The organism is Blautia sp. MSK20_18, from assembly GCF_020553125.1.
In the GTDB taxonomy this organism is placed as follows: domain Bacteria; phylum Bacillota; class Clostridia; order Lachnospirales; family Lachnospiraceae; genus Blautia_A; species Blautia_A fusiformis.
Map to the genome: position 1 here is coordinate 186449 of NZ_JAJCGR010000002.1, position 20587 is coordinate 207035.

Annotated in this window: 17 protein-coding genes; 2 read left to right on the forward strand and 15 right to left on the reverse strand. The window is 46.2% G+C overall.

From position 1 onward, the window contains the following. Nucleotides 1-17: 17 nt before the first annotated feature. Nucleotides 18-401: a DUF3783 domain-containing protein gene (locus LI091_RS02175; protein ID WP_265190741.1), complete on the forward strand. Its 384-nt coding sequence runs from the start codon at nt 18-20 to the stop codon at nt 399-401. A gap of 147 nt (nt 402-548) precedes the next feature. On the opposite strand, the gene LI091_RS02180 is transcribed toward LI091_RS02175, so the two are convergent. The 15 genes from LI091_RS02180 to LI091_RS02250 form a co-directional block, all read right to left on the reverse strand. Further along, on the reverse strand, nt 549-1967 hold the full coding sequence (locus LI091_RS02180) for an arabinose isomerase (RefSeq protein WP_118368701.1): 1419 nt from the start codon (nt 1965-1967) through the stop codon (nt 549-551). Between the two features lie 18 nt (nt 1968-1985). After that, complete coding sequence (gene rhaB, locus LI091_RS02185) at nt 1986-3389, reverse strand: rhamnulokinase (RefSeq protein WP_015527297.1); 1404 nt, start codon at nt 3387-3389, stop codon at nt 1986-1988. Between the two features lie 271 nt (nt 3390-3660). Further along, nucleotides 3661-4830, reverse strand: coding sequence for a substrate-binding domain-containing protein (locus LI091_RS02190; protein WP_265190742.1), 1170 nt, complete (start codon nt 4828-4830; stop codon nt 3661-3663). A 145-nt stretch (nt 4831-4975) separates the two neighbouring features. Next, nucleotides 4976-5953, reverse strand: coding sequence for an ABC transporter permease (locus tag LI091_RS02195; RefSeq protein WP_118608415.1), 978 nt, complete (start codon nt 5951-5953; stop codon nt 4976-4978). A gap of 11 nt (nt 5954-5964) precedes the next feature. Further along, complete coding sequence (locus LI091_RS02200) at nt 5965-7476, reverse strand: sugar ABC transporter ATP-binding protein (RefSeq protein ID WP_118608416.1); 1512 nt, start codon at nt 7474-7476, stop codon at nt 5965-5967. Nucleotides 7477-7497: 21 nt separating this feature from the next. Further along, nucleotides 7498-8472 carry an ABC transporter permease gene (locus LI091_RS02205; RefSeq protein ID WP_021652142.1) on the reverse strand — a complete coding sequence of 325 codons (975 nt, stop codon included), beginning with the start codon at nt 8470-8472 and terminating at the stop codon, nt 7498-7500. Nucleotides 8473-8629: 157 nt separating this feature from the next. After that, nucleotides 8630-9637, reverse strand: a complete 1008-nt coding sequence (locus tag LI091_RS02210; protein ID WP_022427197.1) for a substrate-binding domain-containing protein — start codon at nt 9635-9637, stop codon at nt 8630-8632. Next, nucleotides 9634-11421 carry a cache domain-containing sensor histidine kinase gene (locus LI091_RS02215; RefSeq protein WP_195656875.1) on the reverse strand — a complete coding sequence of 596 codons (1788 nt, stop codon included), beginning with the start codon at nt 11419-11421 and terminating at the stop codon, nt 9634-9636. Before LI091_RS02215 ends, LI091_RS02210 begins: the two co-directional genes overlap by 4 nt. Next, nucleotides 11418-13034 carry a response regulator gene (locus LI091_RS02220; RefSeq protein WP_173733394.1) on the reverse strand — a complete coding sequence of 539 codons (1617 nt, stop codon included), beginning with the start codon at nt 13032-13034 and terminating at the stop codon, nt 11418-11420. Before LI091_RS02220 ends, LI091_RS02215 begins: the two co-directional genes overlap by 4 nt. A 291-nt stretch (nt 13035-13325) precedes the next feature. After that, nucleotides 13326-14327 carry an aldo/keto reductase gene (locus LI091_RS02225; protein WP_015527305.1) on the reverse strand — a complete coding sequence of 334 codons (1002 nt, stop codon included), beginning with the start codon at nt 14325-14327 and terminating at the stop codon, nt 13326-13328. Between the two features lie 46 nt (nt 14328-14373). Next, entirely contained in the window at nt 14374-15303 is a 930-nt protein-coding gene (pfkB, locus tag LI091_RS02230) for a 1-phosphofructokinase (RefSeq protein WP_022427200.1), read from the reverse strand. A gap of 1 nt (nt 15304) precedes the next feature. Further along, nucleotides 15305-16357 (reverse strand): galactitol-1-phosphate 5-dehydrogenase, encoded by a 1053-nt coding sequence (locus LI091_RS02235; protein ID WP_186582442.1) that lies wholly within the window; start codon nt 16355-16357, stop codon nt 15305-15307. A 2-nt stretch (nt 16358-16359) separates the two neighbouring features. Beyond that, a complete protein-coding gene (xylB, locus tag LI091_RS02240) occupies nt 16360-17877 on the reverse strand; it encodes a xylulokinase (RefSeq protein ID WP_265190744.1) in 1518 nt (505 codons plus the stop codon). After that, nucleotides 17877-18902, reverse strand: coding sequence for a LacI family DNA-binding transcriptional regulator (locus LI091_RS02245; RefSeq protein ID WP_147602915.1), 1026 nt, complete (start codon nt 18900-18902; stop codon nt 17877-17879). The genes xylB and LI091_RS02245 overlap by 1 nt, the downstream gene beginning before the upstream one ends. 34 nt (nt 18903-18936) lie before the next feature. Next, nucleotides 18937-19788 carry a class II fructose-bisphosphate aldolase gene (locus tag LI091_RS02250; RefSeq protein ID WP_015527310.1) on the reverse strand — a complete coding sequence of 284 codons (852 nt, stop codon included), beginning with the start codon at nt 19786-19788 and terminating at the stop codon, nt 18937-18939. 332 nt (nt 19789-20120) lie between these two features. On the opposite strand from LI091_RS02250, the gene LI091_RS02255 reads away from it, so the two are divergent. After that, a complete protein-coding gene (locus tag LI091_RS02255) occupies nt 20121-20567 on the forward strand; it encodes an RbsD/FucU family protein (protein ID WP_015527311.1) in 447 nt (148 codons plus the stop codon). The last annotated feature ends 20 nt before the right edge of the window (nt 20568-20587 follow it).

Genomic DNA, 20587 nt, shown 5'->3' on the forward strand with positions numbered 1-20587 from the left:
ATGAGGTATGACACTATATGAATACACAGCCAGAAGCTCTTTTATATAATTTTAGCGACCCGGAACGGTTTCGCCAGATCCGCCGCTATCTGAACCGTCAGAAGGTTAAGACACGGATCGTCACTGCTCCGGAATTTCTTCATCCGCTGGGATATCTTTTTGAGATTCCGGGATTTCATCCCTCATCCCAGTTTAATCTGGGAAGCAATTTCAACAATGAGATGATCGTGCTGAAGGATTTTTCCAGTGCACAGATGGATGGTTTTCTTGCTTTTTTCCGTGAAAACCAGCTCCCGCCTGTTGCACTGAAGGCCATGCTCACACCGGTAACTCAGCACTGGTCTTCCGTCCAGCTGCACGATGAGCTTCTCAAGGAGCACACACTTATGCATAAAAAATAAATAAAAATCCAAAGCTTTGATCTGCCGAATCTGCCTGCTGCATTTCCGGCAGATCTTTTTTATCTTATTTTTCCCACTGAAAAAGGAGACCGCTCCGCGCAGTCTCCTTTTTTGAATATGTTTTAGGTTGAATACATAAGAAAGAATTTATCTTGTCACGATATCTACCGGTACGTTAAAGATTTTTGCAACCTTCAGGATCGTATCGATGTGTCTTCCTGTAGCAGCTGCCATATGATGTGTCGGGCCAGCCTCGCTCCAGCGGTTAACGAACTCTCTTGCTCCGCATGTGAAGCGTGTTCTCATGTTTGTATCACCGAAGGAAAGGATCGGTCCCTCCTCGTTTACGCCCTCAGCTACAACGAATTTGAAGTTTCCGTCTTTATCCTGAGTGATCGCAAGGTAGGTCACCGGACCTGTGTACGGATAGAACTGTGTCAGATATCCGCCGCCTGTTTTGCCATGGAATACTTTTACGATCTTCATGGTTGGCTTCTTGTCAGAGATGTCCGCGTCACCGCTTCCGGAATGTCCGATGATGCAGATGTCATCATTGAAGTCGATGGAGTACATCTCAGAAAGCTGACCTGTACCGGAAATTGTCTTTAAGATACTCATTGCCATGGCAACCTTCATGTCACCCTCTACCGCACATGCAGTACCCTGTTTGATCAGCATGGAGAATGCCGGGATCAGCATACTGTCAAGGACACCTGCTTTACCCTGTGCAAATCCGTCGTAATGGGAAGCGATCATTCCAAGATGCTCGTCTTTTACCCATTTCTCAAAAGCAACAACGTATTTGGCCATATCCCATACTTTCTCAATGGTGCCGCCGCCCTCAATATCGAATGTATCAAGGATATCCTGTGCTTTTGCACGGATTGCCTCCTCATCTGTAATATCATCAGCGATCGCCCACATCTTCTCCCAGTCGAACTGTTTTGTGTAGAGGAACATTCTGTTATAGAGGTTTGTCTCATCAATATACAGATCCATCATACCCGGATATGGTCTTCCGATCTGCGCAATGTTAGTCTCACGGAATCTTCTTCTTACCTGAGCAGCCTTGCACCAGTCTTCGATCTCAGCCTGAACTGCAGGATCTCCGCCTTCTACAACGCCTGTGATAACCGCATGTCTCTTGCCTGCTCTCTCAAGGTCAGCAACTGCCTCGCCTACAGCACCGCATGCATAGCCTTCACCCAGCCAGGAGGCAATGTCAGTGTGCTCATAATCCAGCGCTTTGATCTTCTGAACGTTTACAAGAACAACCGGAACATCCAGATCACGGATCGCCGGAAGCATGTTGTAGGATGTTGCGTATGTCAGCATCTGAAGAAATACAAGGTCAACATCTGCTGCACGGAACTTATCTCCTGCCACCATTGCCTGCTCTTTTGTTGTCACCATTCCGCCGTCAACGATCTCTACTGTATCCGGGATCGTTTTCTTGAATGCGTCGTACTGTGCCTCAAATTCCGGCACCAGTGACGGAAACTGCGGAAGATATGCGCCTAAAGCAATTGAAAATACACCAACTTTTGCCTTTGTGTTAACTAACATAATAAGACCTCCAATTATTTATGCTTTGTATACTTTAATACCGAAGGACTCATGGATGGTTGTACGAGCCTCCTCGATCGTTTTAAACTCCTCGGCCTTCAGCATCTGTGCTGTGATATTACCGATTGCAGTAGCCTCACCAGGGCCTGCATGGATTTCTTTCTTTGTAGCTTTTGCAGTCAGCTCATTTAAGTATCCTGCATTGGAACCACCGCCTACGATATGGATACGGCTGTAGGTTCTTCCTGTCATCTCCTCGATTTCTTTTGCGATCTTAGCGTAGCAATCTGCAAGGCTTGTATAGATAACGGTTGCAATCTCGCCAAGAGTTTCCGGAACCTGCTGTCCTGTTCTGCGGCAGTAGTCCTGAACCTCTTTTGTCATGTTCTCAGGAGAAAGGAAGCACTCATCGTTTGCGTTTACTCTTGACGGGAAGTCTTTTGCCTCCTCAGCCATCTCGCAGATCTGTGCAAAGCTGTACGCATCATCAAACTCATGACGTACAGACTGGATCATCCAGAGACCCATGATGTTCTTCAGATAACGGAAACGTCCTGCATATCCACCCTCGTTTGTGAAGTTCATCTCACAGCTCTTCTCAGAGCAGTCTGCTTCTTTTCTCTCGATTCCCATCAGAGACCATGTTCCGGAACTGATATAAATGAAATCGTCATCATTTGCAGGCACAGCCAGAACTGCAGACCCTGTATCATGTGTAGCCGGTGCTACAACCTCAAGATCAAAGCCAACTGCTTCCTTCACTGCGTCTGTTAAATGTCCGATGCTTGTGCTAGGCATGATCAGCTTCTGGAATATCTTTCTTGGATATCCCAGCATATCGATCAGCTCATAATCCCAGTCCTTGGTTGTCGGGCATACAAGCTGTCCTGTGGTTGCCTCTGTGTACTCGCAAGTTTTTTCGCCTGTAAGAAGAAAATGGAAGTAGTCCGGTACATGAAGAAGTGTCTCAGCCTGCTCCAGATACTCAGGATGTTTCTTCTTCACTGCCATCAGCTGATATACTGTATTGTAGATTGCTTTCTGGATACCGGTTCTTGCATACAGATCTTTCAGGGAAATTGTCTTATAAACTTCCTCGTCCATTCCCTCTGTACGATGATCACGGTAGCCTACCGTGTTGCCAAGAACCTTGTCATCCTTGTCTAGAAGCACAAAGTCAACACCCCAGGTATCAACACCCATGCTTACCGGGATCTTGCCGATCTCTTTACATTTCTTAAGACCATTTACGATCTCGTTGAAAAGGCGGTCAAACTCCCAGCAGAGCTCTCCATCCTTCTTAACCATGCCGTTCTCAAAACGATAGATTTCTTCCAGGATCATTTTTCCGTTTTCCATATGTCCCAGAATGTGACGTCCACTGGATGCTCCGATATCTACTGCTAAATAATATGTTGCCATTTTTAAATCCTCCTCAATATGTAAGCTTCTGATCACTTTCATATCTGATGTTGTATTTATCATACATCAGGATCCTTCCGGTGATAAGAACCTCTTTTGTCAAAAAAAGTGTCTTTATTTGCCAATAATACAGCGATTATTTATGAACTACTACATTATTTGTTTAAAAAATCCGCTGACTGAATCAGCCAGCGGATCTCTTATTTCATACGTCCGTGAACGCAATCCGCGTTCATTATAACTTCACGATCTTATCAATTATATGATTTGATTAGTCATAAAGGTTAGGAGCGATATTCTCGTCTTCCATATTTGTTGCATCATACCAGTAACCCTCTGTAGGAACATCCTCAAGCTTCTGGCCGTTTGCTGCTGCTGTCAGAGCGTAGATTGCATAGTATCCCATCATAAGAGGAGACTGTGTAACAGCACCAACGAGTGTGCCATCTTTAACAGCTGCTTTGATGATAGAACCAGCATCGAAACCAACACCAACTACATCACCGTTTGCCGGGTCAGAACCAAGAACGTTAAGGTTAGCATTTGCTGCAAGAACACCCTCTGCGGAAACCTGGTTGGAACCGAAGATTGCAATACAGTTCTCCTGGGAAAGGATTGCCTGTGCCTCTGTGGAGCAGAGCTCTACAGTTGTCTGTGCCGGAACAGCTACCTGGATAACAACGTCAGCGTCTTTAGCGTCTGCGTCAGCACCCTCTGCTGCGTTTACATAGAACTCGTTGCCGCTTACTGCAACTGTCTTTCCATCAGCCTGAAGAAGCTCGATCATCTTGTTGATGAATCCTGTACCACGCTGCTGGATATTCTGAGCTGTTGCATCCTGGTTAACCTCACCGATTACAACCTGTCCGTCAGCATCTTTAACAACGTCTTTAATGCTGTTGTACATATTCTCAGCTGCTACTGCACCAGCCTGTGCGTTGTCTGTACAAACCTCGCATACTACAGATCCCTCTGGAGCATCAGCGATACCTGTATCGAATGTTACAACCGGGATTCCTTTTTCTGCACATGTCTTAAGTGCATCTGTAACGGAAGATGTATCACAAGCTGCAAGTCCTAATCCAACAGGATTGGAAGCGATAGCTGTGTTGATCATGTTAACCTGGTCAGCGATATCGGACTCACTGTTCGGTCCCTGTGGTTTATAATCAACGCCCAGCTCCTTAGATGCTTTCTTCATACCTTCCTGAGCTGCATCCCAGTATGTGGACTGGAAAGATTTAACCATCATCGGGAACTCATAAGCTTCGTTTGCTTTCAGTCCGTCGAACTGTGCGGTAGGATCCTCAGCTGCTGTGGAATCTGCGGATTCCTCTGTTGCTGCATCTTCTTTCTCCTCAGCTGCAAAAGCTGCTGTTGCGCTCATGCTTGTTACCATTGCTGCACAGAGCATTAATGCCATAACCTTTTTTGCTTTCATATAATATTTCCTCCTTAAATATATTATATAGTTTTTTTATGTTCATACGCCATTGCTACCCCTTGGCGTTTCACATCTTTGATAATGGGTACTGTCACATTTCTCTGTGAACAGCACCCTTTTTCACATTATATCTCACTGCTTATCAGTGAGCTGCTTTTTTCTCTTTCAGGATATCAATCAGAACGGCTACGATCAGAACGATACCGGTGATGATCTGCTGCCAGTTTGCCTGCAGGCCAATATATGGAAGACCTGTTTTCAGAAGCATGATGACGAAGATACCAACGAATGTACCGATCACGGAACCATATCCACCGGTAGCTGCTACACCACCAACGAATACACCACCGATAGCATCCATCTCAAGTCCGGCACCAGTACCAGGCTGTACAGTAGGTGTTACTGCTGCGTATGCGATCGCTGCAAGACCTGTAAACAGACCGCAGACAACGTATACCATTACGTGATAGAACTTTGTATTGATTCCGGAAAGGGCTGCTGCCTCTTTGTTGGAACCGATTGCAATTGTATAACGACCGAATTTGGTGTGGTTCAGGATGTACTCCATAAGAAGAACCAGAATGACCATCCACAGGAATCCAAGCGGATAACGGGAAGCACTTCTTCCTGTACCAACAGTTACTTTAAAGATTGTGTGGAACCATCCACCATCCTGTGTAAGTCCCGGCCAAGGTGTCGCACTGCAGAGAGATCCGGCACCACGGGTGATCATACAGGTACAAAGTGTTGCCAAAAATGGCGGCAGGTTCATAACACCGATCAGTACACCGTTCAGTGCACCGACTGCGATACCAAGAACAACACAGATCAGCATTGCCAGAGCTACCGGGCAATTGTTGTTTCTGATCAATGTTCCGGCGATCAGTGCGTATGCTACCATACCAGTTCCGATTGACAGGTCAACACCACCAGTGATAAGCGGGAATGTAACTCCGATCGCCATAAGAAGATCGTAATATGAGAAATCCAGCATACTCAGGATCGTGGTGTACTGTCTGAATTCTTTACTCAAGCCTGAGAATATTGCACACAGGACAATGATAACGAGCAAAACAATAAATCTCTGATCACTTAAAATACTTTTTTTCTTCTTAGTCATGACTTTCCTCCTTAATCGATATTCCGTGTGGCCTTGTCCATGATGTTTTCCTGGGTTGCCTCGGAGATATCAATACATCCGGTAACTTTACCCTCACACATGATGATGATACGGTCACTCATTCGGAGAACTTCCGTCATCTCAGAAGAAATCATGATAATGGATTTTCCTTCTGCTGCCAGTCTGTTCATTAATTTGTAGATTTCGTTCTTAGCACCAACATCGATACCTCTGGTAGGCTCATCGAAAATAAGGATGTCACTGTCTCGTGTCAGCCATTTTGCGATAACTACCTTCTGCTGGTTACCACCGGAAAGGTTAACTACCAGCTGGTCTGTAGTAGGTGTCTTAGTTGCAAGTTCGTTTACATATTTCTCAGCAACTTTTTTCTCTTTTGCTTTGTTGATAAAGATACCATTGGTAAACTCTTCCATTGTTGCCAGTGTTGTATTCTCTGTTACAGATTTCTGTACAACACAGCCGTATCTTCTTCTGTCCTCTGACAGATAACCGATACCGTATTTAACAGCATCCTGCGGGCTGTTGATGGTAACTTCGTGAAGCTGTCCATCTTTACCCATAACAGAGATCTTACCACTCTGTTTCGGGTCTGCTCCGAACAGTGCTCTGGCTGTCTCGGTACGTCCTGCACCCATCAGTCCTGAGAAACCAAGGATCTCACCTTTCTTCAGTTCAAAGCTTACATCTTGAACCATCTTTCCTGCGTTCAGATGTTCAACCTTAAGAACTACCGGTGCATCTGCCGGAACTGCACTCTCCTGCTTCGGATCCTCATAAATAACACGACCAACCATCATGTTGATGATATCTTCTTTTGTACTGTCTTTTGTGATGAGAGTTCCTACGTAACCACCATCTCGCATGACTGTTACACGGTCTGTGATGGTTTTGATCTCATCCATACGGTGTGAGATATACACGATACCAAGATTTTTCTTACGAAGGTCACGGATGATCTCGAACAGATCCGCGATCTCTTTCTCGGTAAGTGCTGCGGAAGGCTCATCGAAGATGATGACCTCAGCTTTATGAGAGATTGCTTTTGCGATCTCACACATCTGCTGTTTTCCGACTGTCAGGTTTTTCATCTTTTCCTTCGGATTGATCTCAATGTTCAGATCCTGGAAAAGCTTCTTTGAATCCTCGATCATCTTTTTGTCATCAATGCGGAAACCTTTTTTCGGTTCACGTCCGATGAAGATGTTCTGAGCAACGGTAAGATCACCTACCATGTTCAGCTCCTGATGTACGATTACAACGCCGGCATCCTGTGCCTCACGTGTATTGTGGAATTCTGTTTCCTGTCCTTTGTAAACGATGGAACCTGAATCCTTCTGATAAATACCGGTAAGAACCTTCATCAGTGTTGATTTACCGGCACCGTTTTCTCCCATAAGTGCATGTACTTCGCCGCGTTTTACTTCGAAATTAACGTGATCCAGAGCATGAACTCCAGGAAAGGACTTATCAATGTCCTTCATAGTTAAAATAACTTCACCCATTGTCGCATCCTCCCTCTAAGATCAGTTCTTTCTGCGTCTTGCAGAAACGTCGATATAAACTGCAACGATAACGATGATACCTGTGATGATCATCTGCTGTCCTTTACCAAGACCAAATGCCATGATGCCCTGCTGAAGAAGAGAGATGATGAATACGCCGATTACAGTACCGCCGATGGAAGCAAGTCCACCAACCATGGATGTACCACCCATAACGCAGCCTGCAATAGCCTCATTGTTGTACTGATCGCCATAACCAGGCTGAACAGTTGTGTATGTAGCTACAAAGAAGAGTGCTCCAATACCTACCAGGAATCCGCAGATCACATAAGCAAGCATTTCCCATTTCTTTGTGTTAACACCGGAAAGGCGGACAGCCTCTTTGTTGGAACCAAGGCAGAGGATGTAACGTCCCGGTTTTGTGTTGTAAAGAACGATACCGCAGATAACTGCCATTCCCAGGAAGATAATGATTCCTACAGGGAAGCCGTTTACGGAAACGATATTACGGAACCAGCCGTTTGCATCGCTGGCTGCCGGCCAGCTTACAGACTGTGTTTTTGTGAATACAGAAGCAATACCTTTTGCAATGTTCATGGATGCCATGGAAATAATGAATGGTGGCACTGACATGTAAGAAACCATCCAGCCATTGAAAATACCAAAGCAGAGACCGATCAGAATGCAAAGGATCATGGCAACTGCACAGGGAACCTTGTAAGATGTCATGCAGTAACCGGATACCAGTGCACAGCAGAACATTACAGGTCCGATGGAGAAATCAATTCCTCCTGTAGCGATTACGAATGTAACGCCAAGTGACAAGAAGCCCAGGAAGTACACATAGTTCAAAGTAGACTTGATACTATCAACAGCCGGAAACTTGTTTCCAAGAACTACTTTAAAAACCAGGAACATAAGAATCAGAACACAGACAAGAAGTATTCTGTTCAATCCGAGCTTCTTAACGATTGGATTTTGTTTTAAGTTTTCCAATTTTTACCCTCCTCACGTTTTGCACGTATCTTGTGTTTTCTTGGTTATTATAATACCGTCAAAAATCAATAATTGTAATAGAATATCTTTCAAAAAAAGGTTAAATATTTACTGTATGGTAAATATTTAACCCTTTTCTTTGTGCATTTATGACTATTTACGGTGTAAGATCACCATATGTTTTTAACGTATTAAACGGGAAAAGCAGTTTTTCGATCTCACTGGTATACATATTGTCAGGAGTCACCAGCTGGCACCCGGAATTAATATTCTTCTTATAGTCTTCTCCACGCAGCATCTTAACAGTTTCCCGAACACCCACATACCCCATTTTAAATGCCTTCTGTACAACGATTCCCTGGAAGATTCCGTGTTCCATCAGCTGGACGGCCTCCTGTGAGCTGTCTACTCCCACCACCCTGATCCGATTCTCTGCTTTTGCTGCCTTTACTGCTCTTGCAGCACCTACAGAGGAATATTCATTCATTCCCGCGATCATCTTGAGATCCGGATATTTTTTCATCAGCTCTTTTGTAAGCTCATAGGACTTGTCATACTGAGAATCACAGTATACCACATCTACGATATTATCCTTCAGACTGCCAAGTCCTGTCCGGAAACCTTTTTCTCTTTCAACTGCCGTAGATACACCCTTTACATGTGAAACGATCGCAATCTGATCATCCGTTCCCACAAGATCCTTCGCAAACCTGCCAAGGATCTGTCCCGCTTCCAGATTATCGGTCGCAACGGTAAGATCCTGGACCTCTTCCTGTGTGTAGGAATCAATAAATGCGATATGTATTCCCTGTTCCTTTGCCTTCTTCAAAAGCTGGTCGGATTCAGTGAAGCTGGACGGCGAGATCAGGATCGCGTCCGGTTTTTCTTCTATTGCCCTTTCGATCAGCTTGTTCTGCCCAGCCACATCATTCTCTTCCTCAGGTGCCCATACGCGGATATCTGCATTATATTCCTTTGCAGCCATCTCCGCCCCCTGGATCAGTGATGTCCAGAAATCGTTGGTACCGTCCACAACCTTCGGAATATAGATCAGCGATAGTTTTCTCTCTTCTTCTACCTGTTTATAATAGACTATTCCGGCTACAAGCCCCGCCACAAGGCAGATGACCACTCCTAAAGTCAGGAGTTTTCTATGTTTTTTCATATTGATTCCTCCTGTATTCCCGGAATGGTGATCGTGGCAGTGGTTCCGACACCTTTTTCACTTTCATAGATGATCCCGTAATTTTCTCCATAATAAAGCTTCAGACGTTTCTGTACATTGTAAACACCCACACCATTGGAATGATAATTCACCTTATGCTTATCATAAATATGTGACAATGTTTCCTCATCCATACCTACACCGTTGTCGATCACCTGAAGAACTGCATTTCCGTCCTTCATAAAGCCTTTTACCTGCAAAAGTCCCTTACTCTCTTTATATTTCAGTCCATGATAGATGGCATTTTCAATGATCGGCTGGAGAACCAGCTTGATCAGAGGGATATTTAATATAGAAGGTTCTACATCGATCTCGAATTCCAGCTTGTCCTTGTAACGCATCTTCTGGATCGTAAGATAACCCTTGGCATACTCCACTTCCCTTGCAAGAGGAACCACTTCATCTTCATTACTGATGCTCTGACGAAGAAGACGCGCCAGGGATGCTGTCATCAGAACAACCTCTTCGTACTTTCTGCCCTCTGCCATCCAGATGATCGAATCCAGGGTATTGTAGAGAAAATGAGGATTGATCTGGGACTGAAGGGCCTTAAGCTCACTTTTTCTCTTTGCTTCCTGTTCCTTCACGTTCTGCTCCATAAGATCCTGTATCCTATGTGTCATCACATTGAAAGATTTCGTCAGGCTTCCGATCTCATTCTCTGAATCGATCTCCACATCTGCTCCGTCAAAATGCCCTTCCTGTACTCTGGACATGGAATCTCTGAGACGCTGAAGAGGATATGTAAGACTCTTTGCCAGAAATCTGGAAAAAAGCAGTGCCACGATCATCAGAAGTGCGGAAATAAGCACATAAATACTCTGTGCCTGATTGCTTTTGCGCAGAAGCTCGCTGACGCTCATACAGCCCACAACGGTCCATCCGGTTTTATTTGATCTGGAAATGGAATATAGCTTTCCTCTGTTTCCCTTTTCGGTACGCACCGTATCTTCTTTTGATTTCACGATCAGGTCGATATTCTCAGTCTGCAATTCATTGTAAAGCTGCTGCTGTTGTGGATGGTATACAATATTTCCGCTTTCATCCAGAATGAATGCGTATCCCCTTTTCCCGATCGTATTCTGATCACAAAGTTCACTGATGGCACTGTAATTCAGATCAATAAAAAAGACTCCCTCTTTCTCACCGCTGTTGGAAAAATTACGGATTCCCCTGCTTAAAGTGATCACCCACGGACGCTCTCCGCTGATGATATGCTGTACATGAGAAGATGTAAGAAGCGGGCCTTCCGGCTTATGTAAAGCTTCCAGATACCACTCCTGGGTGGAAAGCTTCAGATCCGGATTCACAGACTGTTTGCCGTCGTTGATCAGCTTCCGTCCATTACTTCCAATGATCCCAAGATTTCGGATATCACTTCGTCCATCCAGAATAGTCTTGAACTGATTGATCAGACGCTCTCTTGTTCCATTGTCCACATTTTCACCAAAAAGATATTGCTGTACATCCTCGTTACTGGAGATCATATAGGCTATATTTTCCATGTAATCAATATAGGAATCAATATTCTGATTCATCTGCTGCACGATATTCTGGGTGTAGACAGCAGAATTTTCAAAAATAGAATTGCGGGTATATCTCATGGAAACACCTGTTATGACCAGCACCGCACTTAAAAGCAGCACCGTCACTACCGCAAAGATCGCACTCTGGATACTCTTAAATTTTCCTATGATCTTTGCCGCAAACCGGATATCTCTCATTTACGTTTCTCCCTTGCATATTCTGTTGGTGTGCAGCCGGTCATTTTTTTGAAGGAGATCCCAAAATAATGGGGATCTGCAAATCCGACTTTCTCGGCAATTTCATAATTCTTCATAGTTGTATTCTCCAGAAGCTCCTTCGCCTTCTCCATGCGGGTACGGATCAGAACTTCTGTAAAAGTCTCTCCCGTAAGATCCTTAAAGATCGTACTGAAATAGCTTGTACTAATATTCAGATAGGAACAGATACTGTTCAGGCTTAAATCCGGATCCATATAATTCTTCTGGATATAATCCAGGGCAAGTCTGGCCTGACGCTGTCCGCTGGAGCTGTTTGCATCGGAAAGTGTCTGGAAAATCTCTCCGATATGATTCCTGACCAGTTCAACAGCACTGTCAAAAGAATTCTGCTCCGTAACCTGCTGCAGAAGTGCTTCTCTTTTGGAAAAAAGCCTGTTGTCCGGAACCATATCCTCACAGGTCTCATCTGCTGCACGGATGATCTGCTGAAGATACACGCAGGCACGACTCTTATCCACCCGCGCTTCCTTGATCTCAGAAGAGATCTGTTCCAGAATATGCTCTGCGTTTTCCTTTTTACCCACTTTCAGAGCAGCTGCCAGCTTCTCTACATAAGCTTTAATAGAAAGATTTTTTTCCTCCGGCTGTTCTTCCATATCAATAAGAAGGCTTCCTCCAAGAAGATAACGATATTCAATAGCTTTCTCTGCAAGTTCATGGGATGCACGAAGCTCCTGCTGGGTTCTGGCCCAGCTTCCCACACCGATAGAAATATCCAGCGACATCAGTTCCTTCAGCTTATCCTGGATCGTCCTGCAGATCTCCATGATCTTGTGTTCAAACTCTCTGGTACGGTTTCCCATGAAAAGAGCACCGACCTTGTTATTTCCGGCCTGATATGCCACTCCTGCTTTTTCTTTGCTGATGATCTCATCACTGATATTAAAAAGAACAAAAGACATCAGTGCACTCTCCTGGCGTTTCTCCGCAGTAAGCTGACTGCCGTCCGAATACAGATCCAGATCAAAAACAGCCACTCGATAGCATGCTGCCTCAAGATCGATTCCCAATGCTGCAAGCTCTTCCAGACTTTCCTGCCGTGTCTTGATATTATCCACAAAGCCCTGCAGCGCTCTGGAACGGATCACAATGGCGTTTTTCTGATAATTCTCGGAAGTCTGTGTCAGACGTTCCAGCTTCTCTTTTTCTTTTCTTTGCTGGTCCACTTTCTCTTTCATTTTTCCGATAACATTTCTGAGTTCCATGGCTGTCACAGGCTTCAGCATATATTCACTGACACCATACTGGATCGCCTTCTTGGCATACTCGAATTCTCCGAATCCGCTGAAGATCACGATCACGATGTCCGGATAATTGTCATGGAGAAAACGGCTCAGTTCCATACCATCCATATATGGCATAAGGATATCTGTAAGCACGATATCCACCGGATGGTTCTGCACAAATTCCGCTGCTGCTTTCCCGTTATCACAGTCTCCTACCAGCTCACAGTCCATTGCTTTCCAGTCAATATTCTCCCGGATCGCATCTCGAACAAGTATCTCATCATCTACCAGTAAAATACGATACATAATTTCTGTTGTCCCCCTCTGATCAGTTCCTATTATTTTTATTGCACATCCCCCTGACAGATTTCTTTTCCGGTCTCTGTCACTTTCATTGGTAAATATTACTGTTCTTCCTGTGAACAATAACTGTTAATTCTTTCTATATGGTAACATGTTTGGTTAAAATTTACAACGGAGTTTCTTAGTCTAAATTATAGCAATCCTCTTAAATGCATTATTTTAGAGGATTGCTATAGATACAAACAAATCCCGCATCCGACATATAGGACACGGGATTTTACTGCAACACTTTTATTATTTTACGATAACGCCATCCTCGTCCCAGAGGTCATGCCAATCCCTGGCACCATGCCACAGAAATACCTGTCCTTTTACAAGACGGTTGCCTTTTTCCAGAGTTGCGATGGTTGCCATTTCTTTCTCTGTAAGGGGATCCTCTGTGACACATTTCAGGTTGCTTGCATAGTTGTGCACAGAGAACGGAATGGAGATCTCTCCTCTCTGATGTGCCCACTTCAGAGCGATCAGAGCCGGATGAACACCATGTGCCTTTGCGATCGCCTGCATCTCCGGAACCTCCAGATCCGCAACATCCTCCGGGCAGATATCTCTCTCCGGTCTGCGTGGAGAACCGATCGGCATATAGCCTACCGGCTGGATGTTATGCTCTACCAGATAATCATAAAGCTCCTGCTGCTGGAAGCATACATGAAGCTCAAGCTCACAGGTTGCAGGTTTGATCTTCATAAGCGGAAGAACTGCCTCAAGCTTCGGAATGGTCATATTGGAAATACCGATGTAACGGATCTTTCCTTTTTCTACCAACGCCTCACACTGGCGGTATGTATCCATAAACTCCTCCACACTGAAGGGTTTGGAATCCGGATTTCTGGAATCCACATCACATCCCGGTGCATGATAGTTCGGGAATGGCCAGTGGATGAAATACATATCCACATAATCGCACTGAAGATCCTTAATGCTCTTGTCACAGGCTTCCTCTACTCTTCTGTGCATGTCATTCCATACCTTTGTCATGATAAAAAGATCCTTACGCTCTACAACACCTTCGTCAAAAGCGTCCTTAAATACCTGGCCAATCTCATGCTCGTTTCCGTAACATGCGGCACAGTCAAACATACGGTAGCCACTGCGGATCGCGCCTGCAACAGCTGCAGATACATCCTCTGCGGATACACGGTCGGAACCGAATGTTCCCATTCCGACACACGGAACCTGCTCGCCGGAAGGAAGTGTCACTTTCGGCACAATTGCCGGATTGATAACTTCTGCCATCTTTACATCTCCTTTTTTATAAAAATTTTCTTATTATAAGCTTATCTTATAAACGCCTGATCTCGATCTTCGGAAGAAGAGCCTCCATATCCTCCATCACAAAGAAGCCCGTTTCCTCGCGCATGGCTGCCGCCGCTGAGATCGCACTGGCTCTTTGCAGAGTCTCTTCCAGGGAAAGTCCCTCACTTAATCCAAGGGCAAAGCCTGCGATCATGGAATCTCCGCAGCCTACGGTATTTACCGCATCAATCTTCGGAACCACCGCACGGAAAATCCCTTCCTCTCCGACTGCCAGGGAACCATCTGCACCAAGCGAGACCGCCACGATCTCCACACCACCGGCATGGATGGCTTTCGCTGCTTCAATGATATCGTTGATATCGTCACAATGCTTGCCTGTCAGCATACGGATCTCATCAATATTAGGCTTGATCAGTGTCGGTGCTGCCTTGATCCCCTCTTCCAGAAGCTTGCCGCTGGTATCCAGGATCACTGGTTTTCCGGCGTCTTTCACAATCTTCACAAGGCGCTGGTAGGCACTTCCGTCAAGTCCCTTCGGCACGCTGCCGGACATTGCCACAACAGAAGCGTCTTTTACAAGCTGGCGGAATTTTTTCTCAAAGCCCTCAAAATCTGCCTCTGTCAGTGTAAATCCCGGCTCCAGGAATTCGGTCTGTACATGATTCACCTCATCCCAGATGTTGATACAGGAGCGGCTCTCCGCATCCACATGGTAAAAAGCACTCTTAATGCCAAAAGGCTTCAGGGCAGCTTCTATATAATTGCCTGCGTGGCCGCCTACAAAGCCGGTGGCAACCACTTCAGCACCGTAAATGGACGCCGGCTTGGAAACATTCAGTCCCTTTCCGCCGGGAACGTAGGTACATTCACGCACACGGTTCACTTCGCCCACTTTAAAATCATCCACTACATAACGCTTGTCAATGGCAGCGTTTAAGGTCACTGTCAGAATCATATCAGTCTTCCTCATTAGAAAGAAGGATCTTTCCTTTTACAAGGCCCGGTGTCTTGAACAGCTGGAATGCCTCCTGTGCCTGGCTCATCGGGATTTTCTTATAGATGAAGCCCGGGTCAAACTTCAGCTGGCCAGTTGCAAAATAATGCGCCGTCAGCTCCCACTCACGTCCCGGATACGGGGCACTGTAGGACATCCAGGAACCGGTAAGCTTGAACTCCTTACGGTTCATGTTCTCCCACTCCTTCGGTGTAAAGGTAAGGTTTTCATGAGGAGTACCGATGAAGCATACATGTGCCTTGTTTGCTGCAAGCTCAAATGCCATATGCATGGTAGGAACCTGTCCGGCTGTCTCAAATACGAAGCCGTAGCCCTTTCCACCTGTAATGGCCATGGCTTTTTCCATATATCCCTCTTCCTTTGTGTTGATGATCTCATCTGCGCCGAGACGCTTTGCAAGAGCAAGTCTCTCATCGCTGATATCAAAGACCACTACCTTCTTGGAGCCGAAGATCTTGGTCCACTGCATGGTGAACATACCAACCGTACCGCCGCCAAGGATCGCCACATACTCACCACCGTGGTAATCGTTCTGGAATACACCGTGGATAGCTACGGTTGCAGGCTCAAACATGGCTCCCTGCTCATATGGAACATTGTCTGCGAATGGTACTGCATTCTGCTCAGGAACCACTACATAATCTGCGTTTGCTCCCTGCTCTCTGGAACCGATGAAGCTGTAATGCTTGCAGAGAGAGAAATTACCCTTCTGACAGTCGTCACATTTCATACAGGGAAGAAGTGGTGCACCGGATACACGGTCGCCGACCTTCACCTTGGTAACGCCTTCTCCCACTTCCACCACATCGCCGGAAAATTCATGTCCAAGCACGATGGGATAAAAATGTACGCCGTGATTTAATACACGCGGGATATCAGATCCGCAGATCCCGGAATATCTTACCTTGATCTTCACATGGCCAGGTGTTACCTGGGGTTCTTCCACATCCTGATATTGAACATCCTCATTTGCTACTACTACTGCTGCTTTCATGATCACTTTTCCTCCTCATTTCTCATCATAGGTTCAAGAGATTTATAGAGATTTAAATAGGTTTTATAGGTTTTCTCATAAACGTCCCGGTTTTCCGGGTTCGGTTCATGTCTTCTTGTTTCCTTTACCGTAAGACGGATGGCCTCATCATAATCCTGATACATTCCAACACCAACACCTGCCAGAATCGCTGCACCAAGTGTTGTTGCCGTATCAGAGGACGGCACTACGATGGGTTTTCCTGTGATATCGGATTTGATCTGTGTCCAGAGAAGAGAATTTGCAGAGCCTCCCATTGCACGGAGAACTTCCACATCTGCTCCCGCTTCCTTTGCCACCTCAAGGTTGTGTTTCAGAGAAAGTGCTACGCCTTCCATACAGGCACGTACCATATGTCCCTTGGTCTTGGCAAAATCCAGTCCGTAGAATACGCCCTTCGCATTAGGATTCCAGATCGGGGAACGCTCACCGGACATATATGGAAGAAATACCACTCCGTCACTGCCTGGTGCGACCCTTTCCGCGATCTCATTGAGCTGGTTCAGAGAAGAGCCTTTTTCCCCTGCTACAGAGCGCTCATAATCTGCAAACTCACGTTCAAACCAGCGCATGACACCACCACCTCCGGTGGTTCCTCCCTGAAGGAGCCACTGTCCCGGAACCACGTGATAGCCAAGGATCAGTCTGGGATCTGCCTTGTACTCATCCATGCAGATGCTCATTCCGCCGGCCTGTCCGCCTTGCTCCTGTGTCTCACCCGGATGGATCACTCCAGCCCCCAGTGTTCCGCATGCCGCATCCAGACCACCGGCAACAACCGGTGTTCCCACAGCAAGGCCGGATTCCTCCGCCGCCTTCTCTGTAACTGTTCCCACAACATGATCACAGGCACAGATCTCAGGAAGAAATTCCATGGGAATCCCAAGCTTTCTGCACATATCCTCATCCCAGGCTGCCTTTCTCATGTCAAAGCAATGCAGGCCATAGCCCTGGGAAACATCCTGGCTCATCACACCCGTCAGCTTATATGCAATGTAGCTGTTAGACTGCAGGATCTTGTGGATCCTTTGGTACACCTCCGGGAGATTTTCTTTATACCAGAGGATCTTTGCAGTTGTGTAGGACGGCTGAAGGGAATTACCGGATATTTCAAAAATCTGCTCTGCCCCGATCTCTTCATTCAATCTGTCACAGATAGACTGTGCTCTGGTATCCATCCAGATCGGAGTGTTTGTCAGTACATTTCCGTCCTTATCCATGGCAATGGCTGACCAGCTCTGACCGTCAATACCGATGCCTGCGATCTCCTCAGGTGCTATCCCCACTTTTTGGATGGCCTTCTTTACCGCCTGACAAACAGCACTCCACCATTCTTCCGGATTCTGTTCTGCCCAGCCCTCCTTCGGATAGTAAACCGGATAATCGCCGTTGGCCGCAGCCACAACCGTTCCCGATTTTTCAAAAACCGCAACCTTACAGGCACTGGTTCCGATATCAATACCTAATAAATATGGTTTCATTATAGCTTCTCCTTCTCGTCCAGCACACAGACGGATTTTCCCATGATGATCTCTGCGCCAAGCTTCTCCGTGATCGGTTCTGTTTCTTCACTTGCAGCCCCTTCCAGCCGTTTCAGCATGATTCCCGCCACTTCTCCGGCAATCCCCTGTGTAGGCTGTGCCACAATGGTAAGCTTGGGATTGCATGCTCTGGCAAACTGCAGATTGTCAAAACCGATCATAGACAGCTGTTCCGGGATCTTAAGACCCAGCTCATTCATCCCGATCACCGCCCCCATGGTCATCTCATAGTTGGTAACAAACACGGCCGTCATATCCGGATTGTCCGCAACAAGCTTCTCAATTCCCTGCACACCGCCCTGAATGGTATAATCGCCGTGATAGATCAGAGATTCCCGTACCGGTATATTTTCTTTTTCGTATGCATTGCGGTACCCCTGGAGACGTTCCTGAGCTGTGGAAATTTCCTCCGGTCCGCCAATGATCCCGATCTTACGGTGTCCTGCCTGAAAAAAAACTCTCATTGCGTCCTCAGCCGCCTTCTCGTTGTCTACAAGAACACTGTCACAGGAAAGCTCCCGGATCCTGCGGTCAATGAGTACGATGGGCTTTCCGGTTTTCTGGAATTTTTTCAGATGATTGCCTTCCGCATCCACCGGCATGCTGATGATCCCGTCCACACGCTTCCGGCTTAAAAACTCCACTGCATCCCGCTCCAGTCTCTTATCGGTACGGCAGTCACAGACAATAGTCGCATATCCGTGACTCCTTAAGACATCCTCCATTCCTGTGATGATCTCCGCGCAAAAGGTATTGTTAAGCTCCGGGATCACCACGCCGATGGTCTTGGTAGCATTAGTCTTAAGCCCTCTGGCCACCTCATTGACCTCATAATGCAGCTCCTGAATGGCCTCCTCGATCTTTATTCTGTTTTTTTCTCTTACGTTTCCGCCGTTAAAATAAGAAGAAATCGTTGCAAGCCCAAGTCCGGTCCGCCTGGCAATATCTTTCATGGTTGCTGCCATACTGATCACTCCGTTTCTGTTTTTTTACAGAAGATCATTCTGCCTTTCCATCACAGCCGCAAACCTTCATACGCGCCTCAACCAGCTCCTTCACTGCCTGGATCGCTTTCTTTCCGTAGGCCTTCGGATCGATGGTGTTCTCATTCTCTGCAAAGGTCTCCTTCACTGCCCTGGAATATGCAGCACGAAGCTCTGTTGCAAAGTTAACCTTGCAGATACCACGTTTTACACAGTCGCTGACATCCTCATCACTGAGTCCGGATGCCCCGTGAAGAACAAGGGGGATATCTACGACTTCGCGGATCTCGCTTAAGCGTTCCTTGTCAAGAACCGGTGTTCCCACATAGAAACCATGTGCGGTTCCGATGGCAACTGCCAGGGAAGTAACACCTGTACGCTCCACGAATTCCTTCGCCTCCTGCGGGTCGGTGTTAGTGTCTGCCTCAGCCTCAAGATCATCCTCTTTACCACCGACCTTACCGAGCTCAGCCTCACATGGGATATCCAGGGCTGCTGCCACATCCGCAACTCTCCTGGTCTCTCTGATATTATCCTCAAAATCCAGCTTGGAACCATCGATCATCACAGAAGTATAGCCTGCATGCATTGCCTGCATCGCAAGCTCAAAGCTGCTGCCGTGGTCAAGATGAAGGCATACCGGAACGGAAGCCTTGGCTGCCTCTGCTGCTACGATCGCAGCGTAAGTCTCAACCGTACCATATTTAACAGTAGAAGGTGTTGTCTGGATCATAACCGGTGCTTTCAGCTCCTCAGCTGCCTGGATGATCGCCTTCACCATCTCCATATTCTCTGCGTTGAATGCTCCTACTGCATATCCGCCCTTCTGTGCCTTTAACAGCATTTCCTTCGATGTAACCAGTGGCATAATCTTCTCCTCCTTGTGTTTGTTTTGTATTATTTCCTCATTTGGTTCAGAAACCGAAACGTTTCCGTTTGAGTTCATCATAGCGCTCCTTACGTTTTCTGTCAACCATAAAATTTTCATCATTTACAGGAAAATATTCCCTTGAAAAGGAGACCAAATACCGTTAGATTAATTAATAAGAGTTCTAAAGCCTGTGGCCGGGCAGGTCTGTCTGATACTACCGGCGTCATAACAGTTTCGGAAATCCATGTATCCTGTTCTGATCATCTGAGCCTGATGCTATAATTTCCGAAATGCTGTAAGTACACAATGATCTTAGGAGGATATAAACTATGTTAAAAGGAATTCCAGAAATCTTATCACCAGAATTACTGAAGGTTTTATGTGAGATGGGACACAGTGACCGTCTTGTTATCGCTGACGGAAACTTCCCTGTAGAATCCATGGGAAAAAATGCCATCACCATCCGCTGTGACGGACATGGCGTTCCGGAGATCCTGGATGCCATCCTGAAGCTCTTCCCGCTGGATACTTATGTAGAGCATCCGGTAAACCTGATGGAAGTAATGCCTGGCGATAATGTGGAGACACCGATCTGGGATACATATAAAGAAATCGTTTCCAAACATGACGAGCGTGGCGAAAAAGCCGTCGGAAACATCGAGCGTTTCGCATTCTATGACGAAGCAAAAACTGCATACTGCATCATCTCCACAAGTGAGAAAGCACTTTATGCCAACATCATGCTTCAGAAAGGCGTTGTGATCAACAACGACTGATCTTTCTTTTGAACTGCCTG

Excerpts from the sequence above, each read along its gene's own strand:
- LI091_RS02190 (WP_265190742.1), bottom strand. The coding sequence starts at position 4,830 with ATGAAAGCAAAAAAGGTTATGGCATTAATGCTCTGTGCAGCAATGGTA.
- LI091_RS02195 (WP_118608415.1), bottom strand. The coding sequence starts at position 5,953 with ATGACTAAGAAGAAAAAAAGTATTTTAAGTGATCAGAGATTTATTGTT.
- LI091_RS02245 (WP_147602915.1), bottom strand. The coding sequence starts at position 18,902 with ATGGCAGCAACCATGAAAGATATTGCCAGGCGGACCGGACTTGGGCTT.
- LI091_RS02220 (WP_173733394.1), bottom strand. The coding sequence starts at position 13,034 with ATGTATCGTATTTTACTGGTAGATGATGAGATACTTGTTCGAGATGCG.
- LI091_RS02180 (WP_118368701.1), bottom strand. The coding sequence starts at position 1,967 with ATGTTAGTTAACACAAAGGCAAAAGTTGGTGTATTTTCAATTGCTTTA.
- LI091_RS02235 (WP_186582442.1), bottom strand. The coding sequence starts at position 16,357 with ATGAAAGCAGCAGTAGTAGTAGCAAATGAGGATGTTCAATATCAGGAT.
- xylB (WP_265190744.1), bottom strand. The coding sequence starts at position 17,877 with ATGAAACCATATTTATTAGGTATTGATATCGGAACCAGTGCCTGTAAG.
- LI091_RS02210 (WP_022427197.1), bottom strand. The coding sequence starts at position 9,637 with ATGAAAAAACATAGAAAACTCCTGACTTTAGGAGTGGTCATCTGCCTT.
- LI091_RS02175 (WP_265190741.1), top strand. The coding sequence starts at position 18 with ATGAATACACAGCCAGAAGCTCTTTTATATAATTTTAGCGACCCGGAA.
- LI091_RS02225 (WP_015527305.1), bottom strand. The coding sequence starts at position 14,327 with ATGGCAGAAGTTATCAATCCGGCAATTGTGCCGAAAGTGACACTTCCT.
- LI091_RS02200 (WP_118608416.1), bottom strand. The coding sequence starts at position 7,476 with ATGGGTGAAGTTATTTTAACTATGAAGGACATTGATAAGTCCTTTCCT.
- LI091_RS02250 (WP_015527310.1), bottom strand. The coding sequence starts at position 19,788 with ATGCCACTGGTTACATCGAAGGAAATGCTGTTAAAGGCACAGAAGGGC.
- LI091_RS02255 (WP_015527311.1), top strand. The coding sequence starts at position 20,121 with ATGTTAAAAGGAATTCCAGAAATCTTATCACCAGAATTACTGAAGGTT.
- LI091_RS02215 (WP_195656875.1), bottom strand. The coding sequence starts at position 11,421 with ATGAGAGATATCCGGTTTGCGGCAAAGATCATAGGAAAATTTAAGAGT.
- pfkB (WP_022427200.1), bottom strand. The coding sequence starts at position 15,303 with ATGATTCTGACAGTGACCTTAAACGCTGCCATTGACAAGCGTTATGTA.
- rhaB (WP_015527297.1), bottom strand. The coding sequence starts at position 3,389 with ATGGCAACATATTATTTAGCAGTAGATATCGGAGCATCCAGTGGACGT.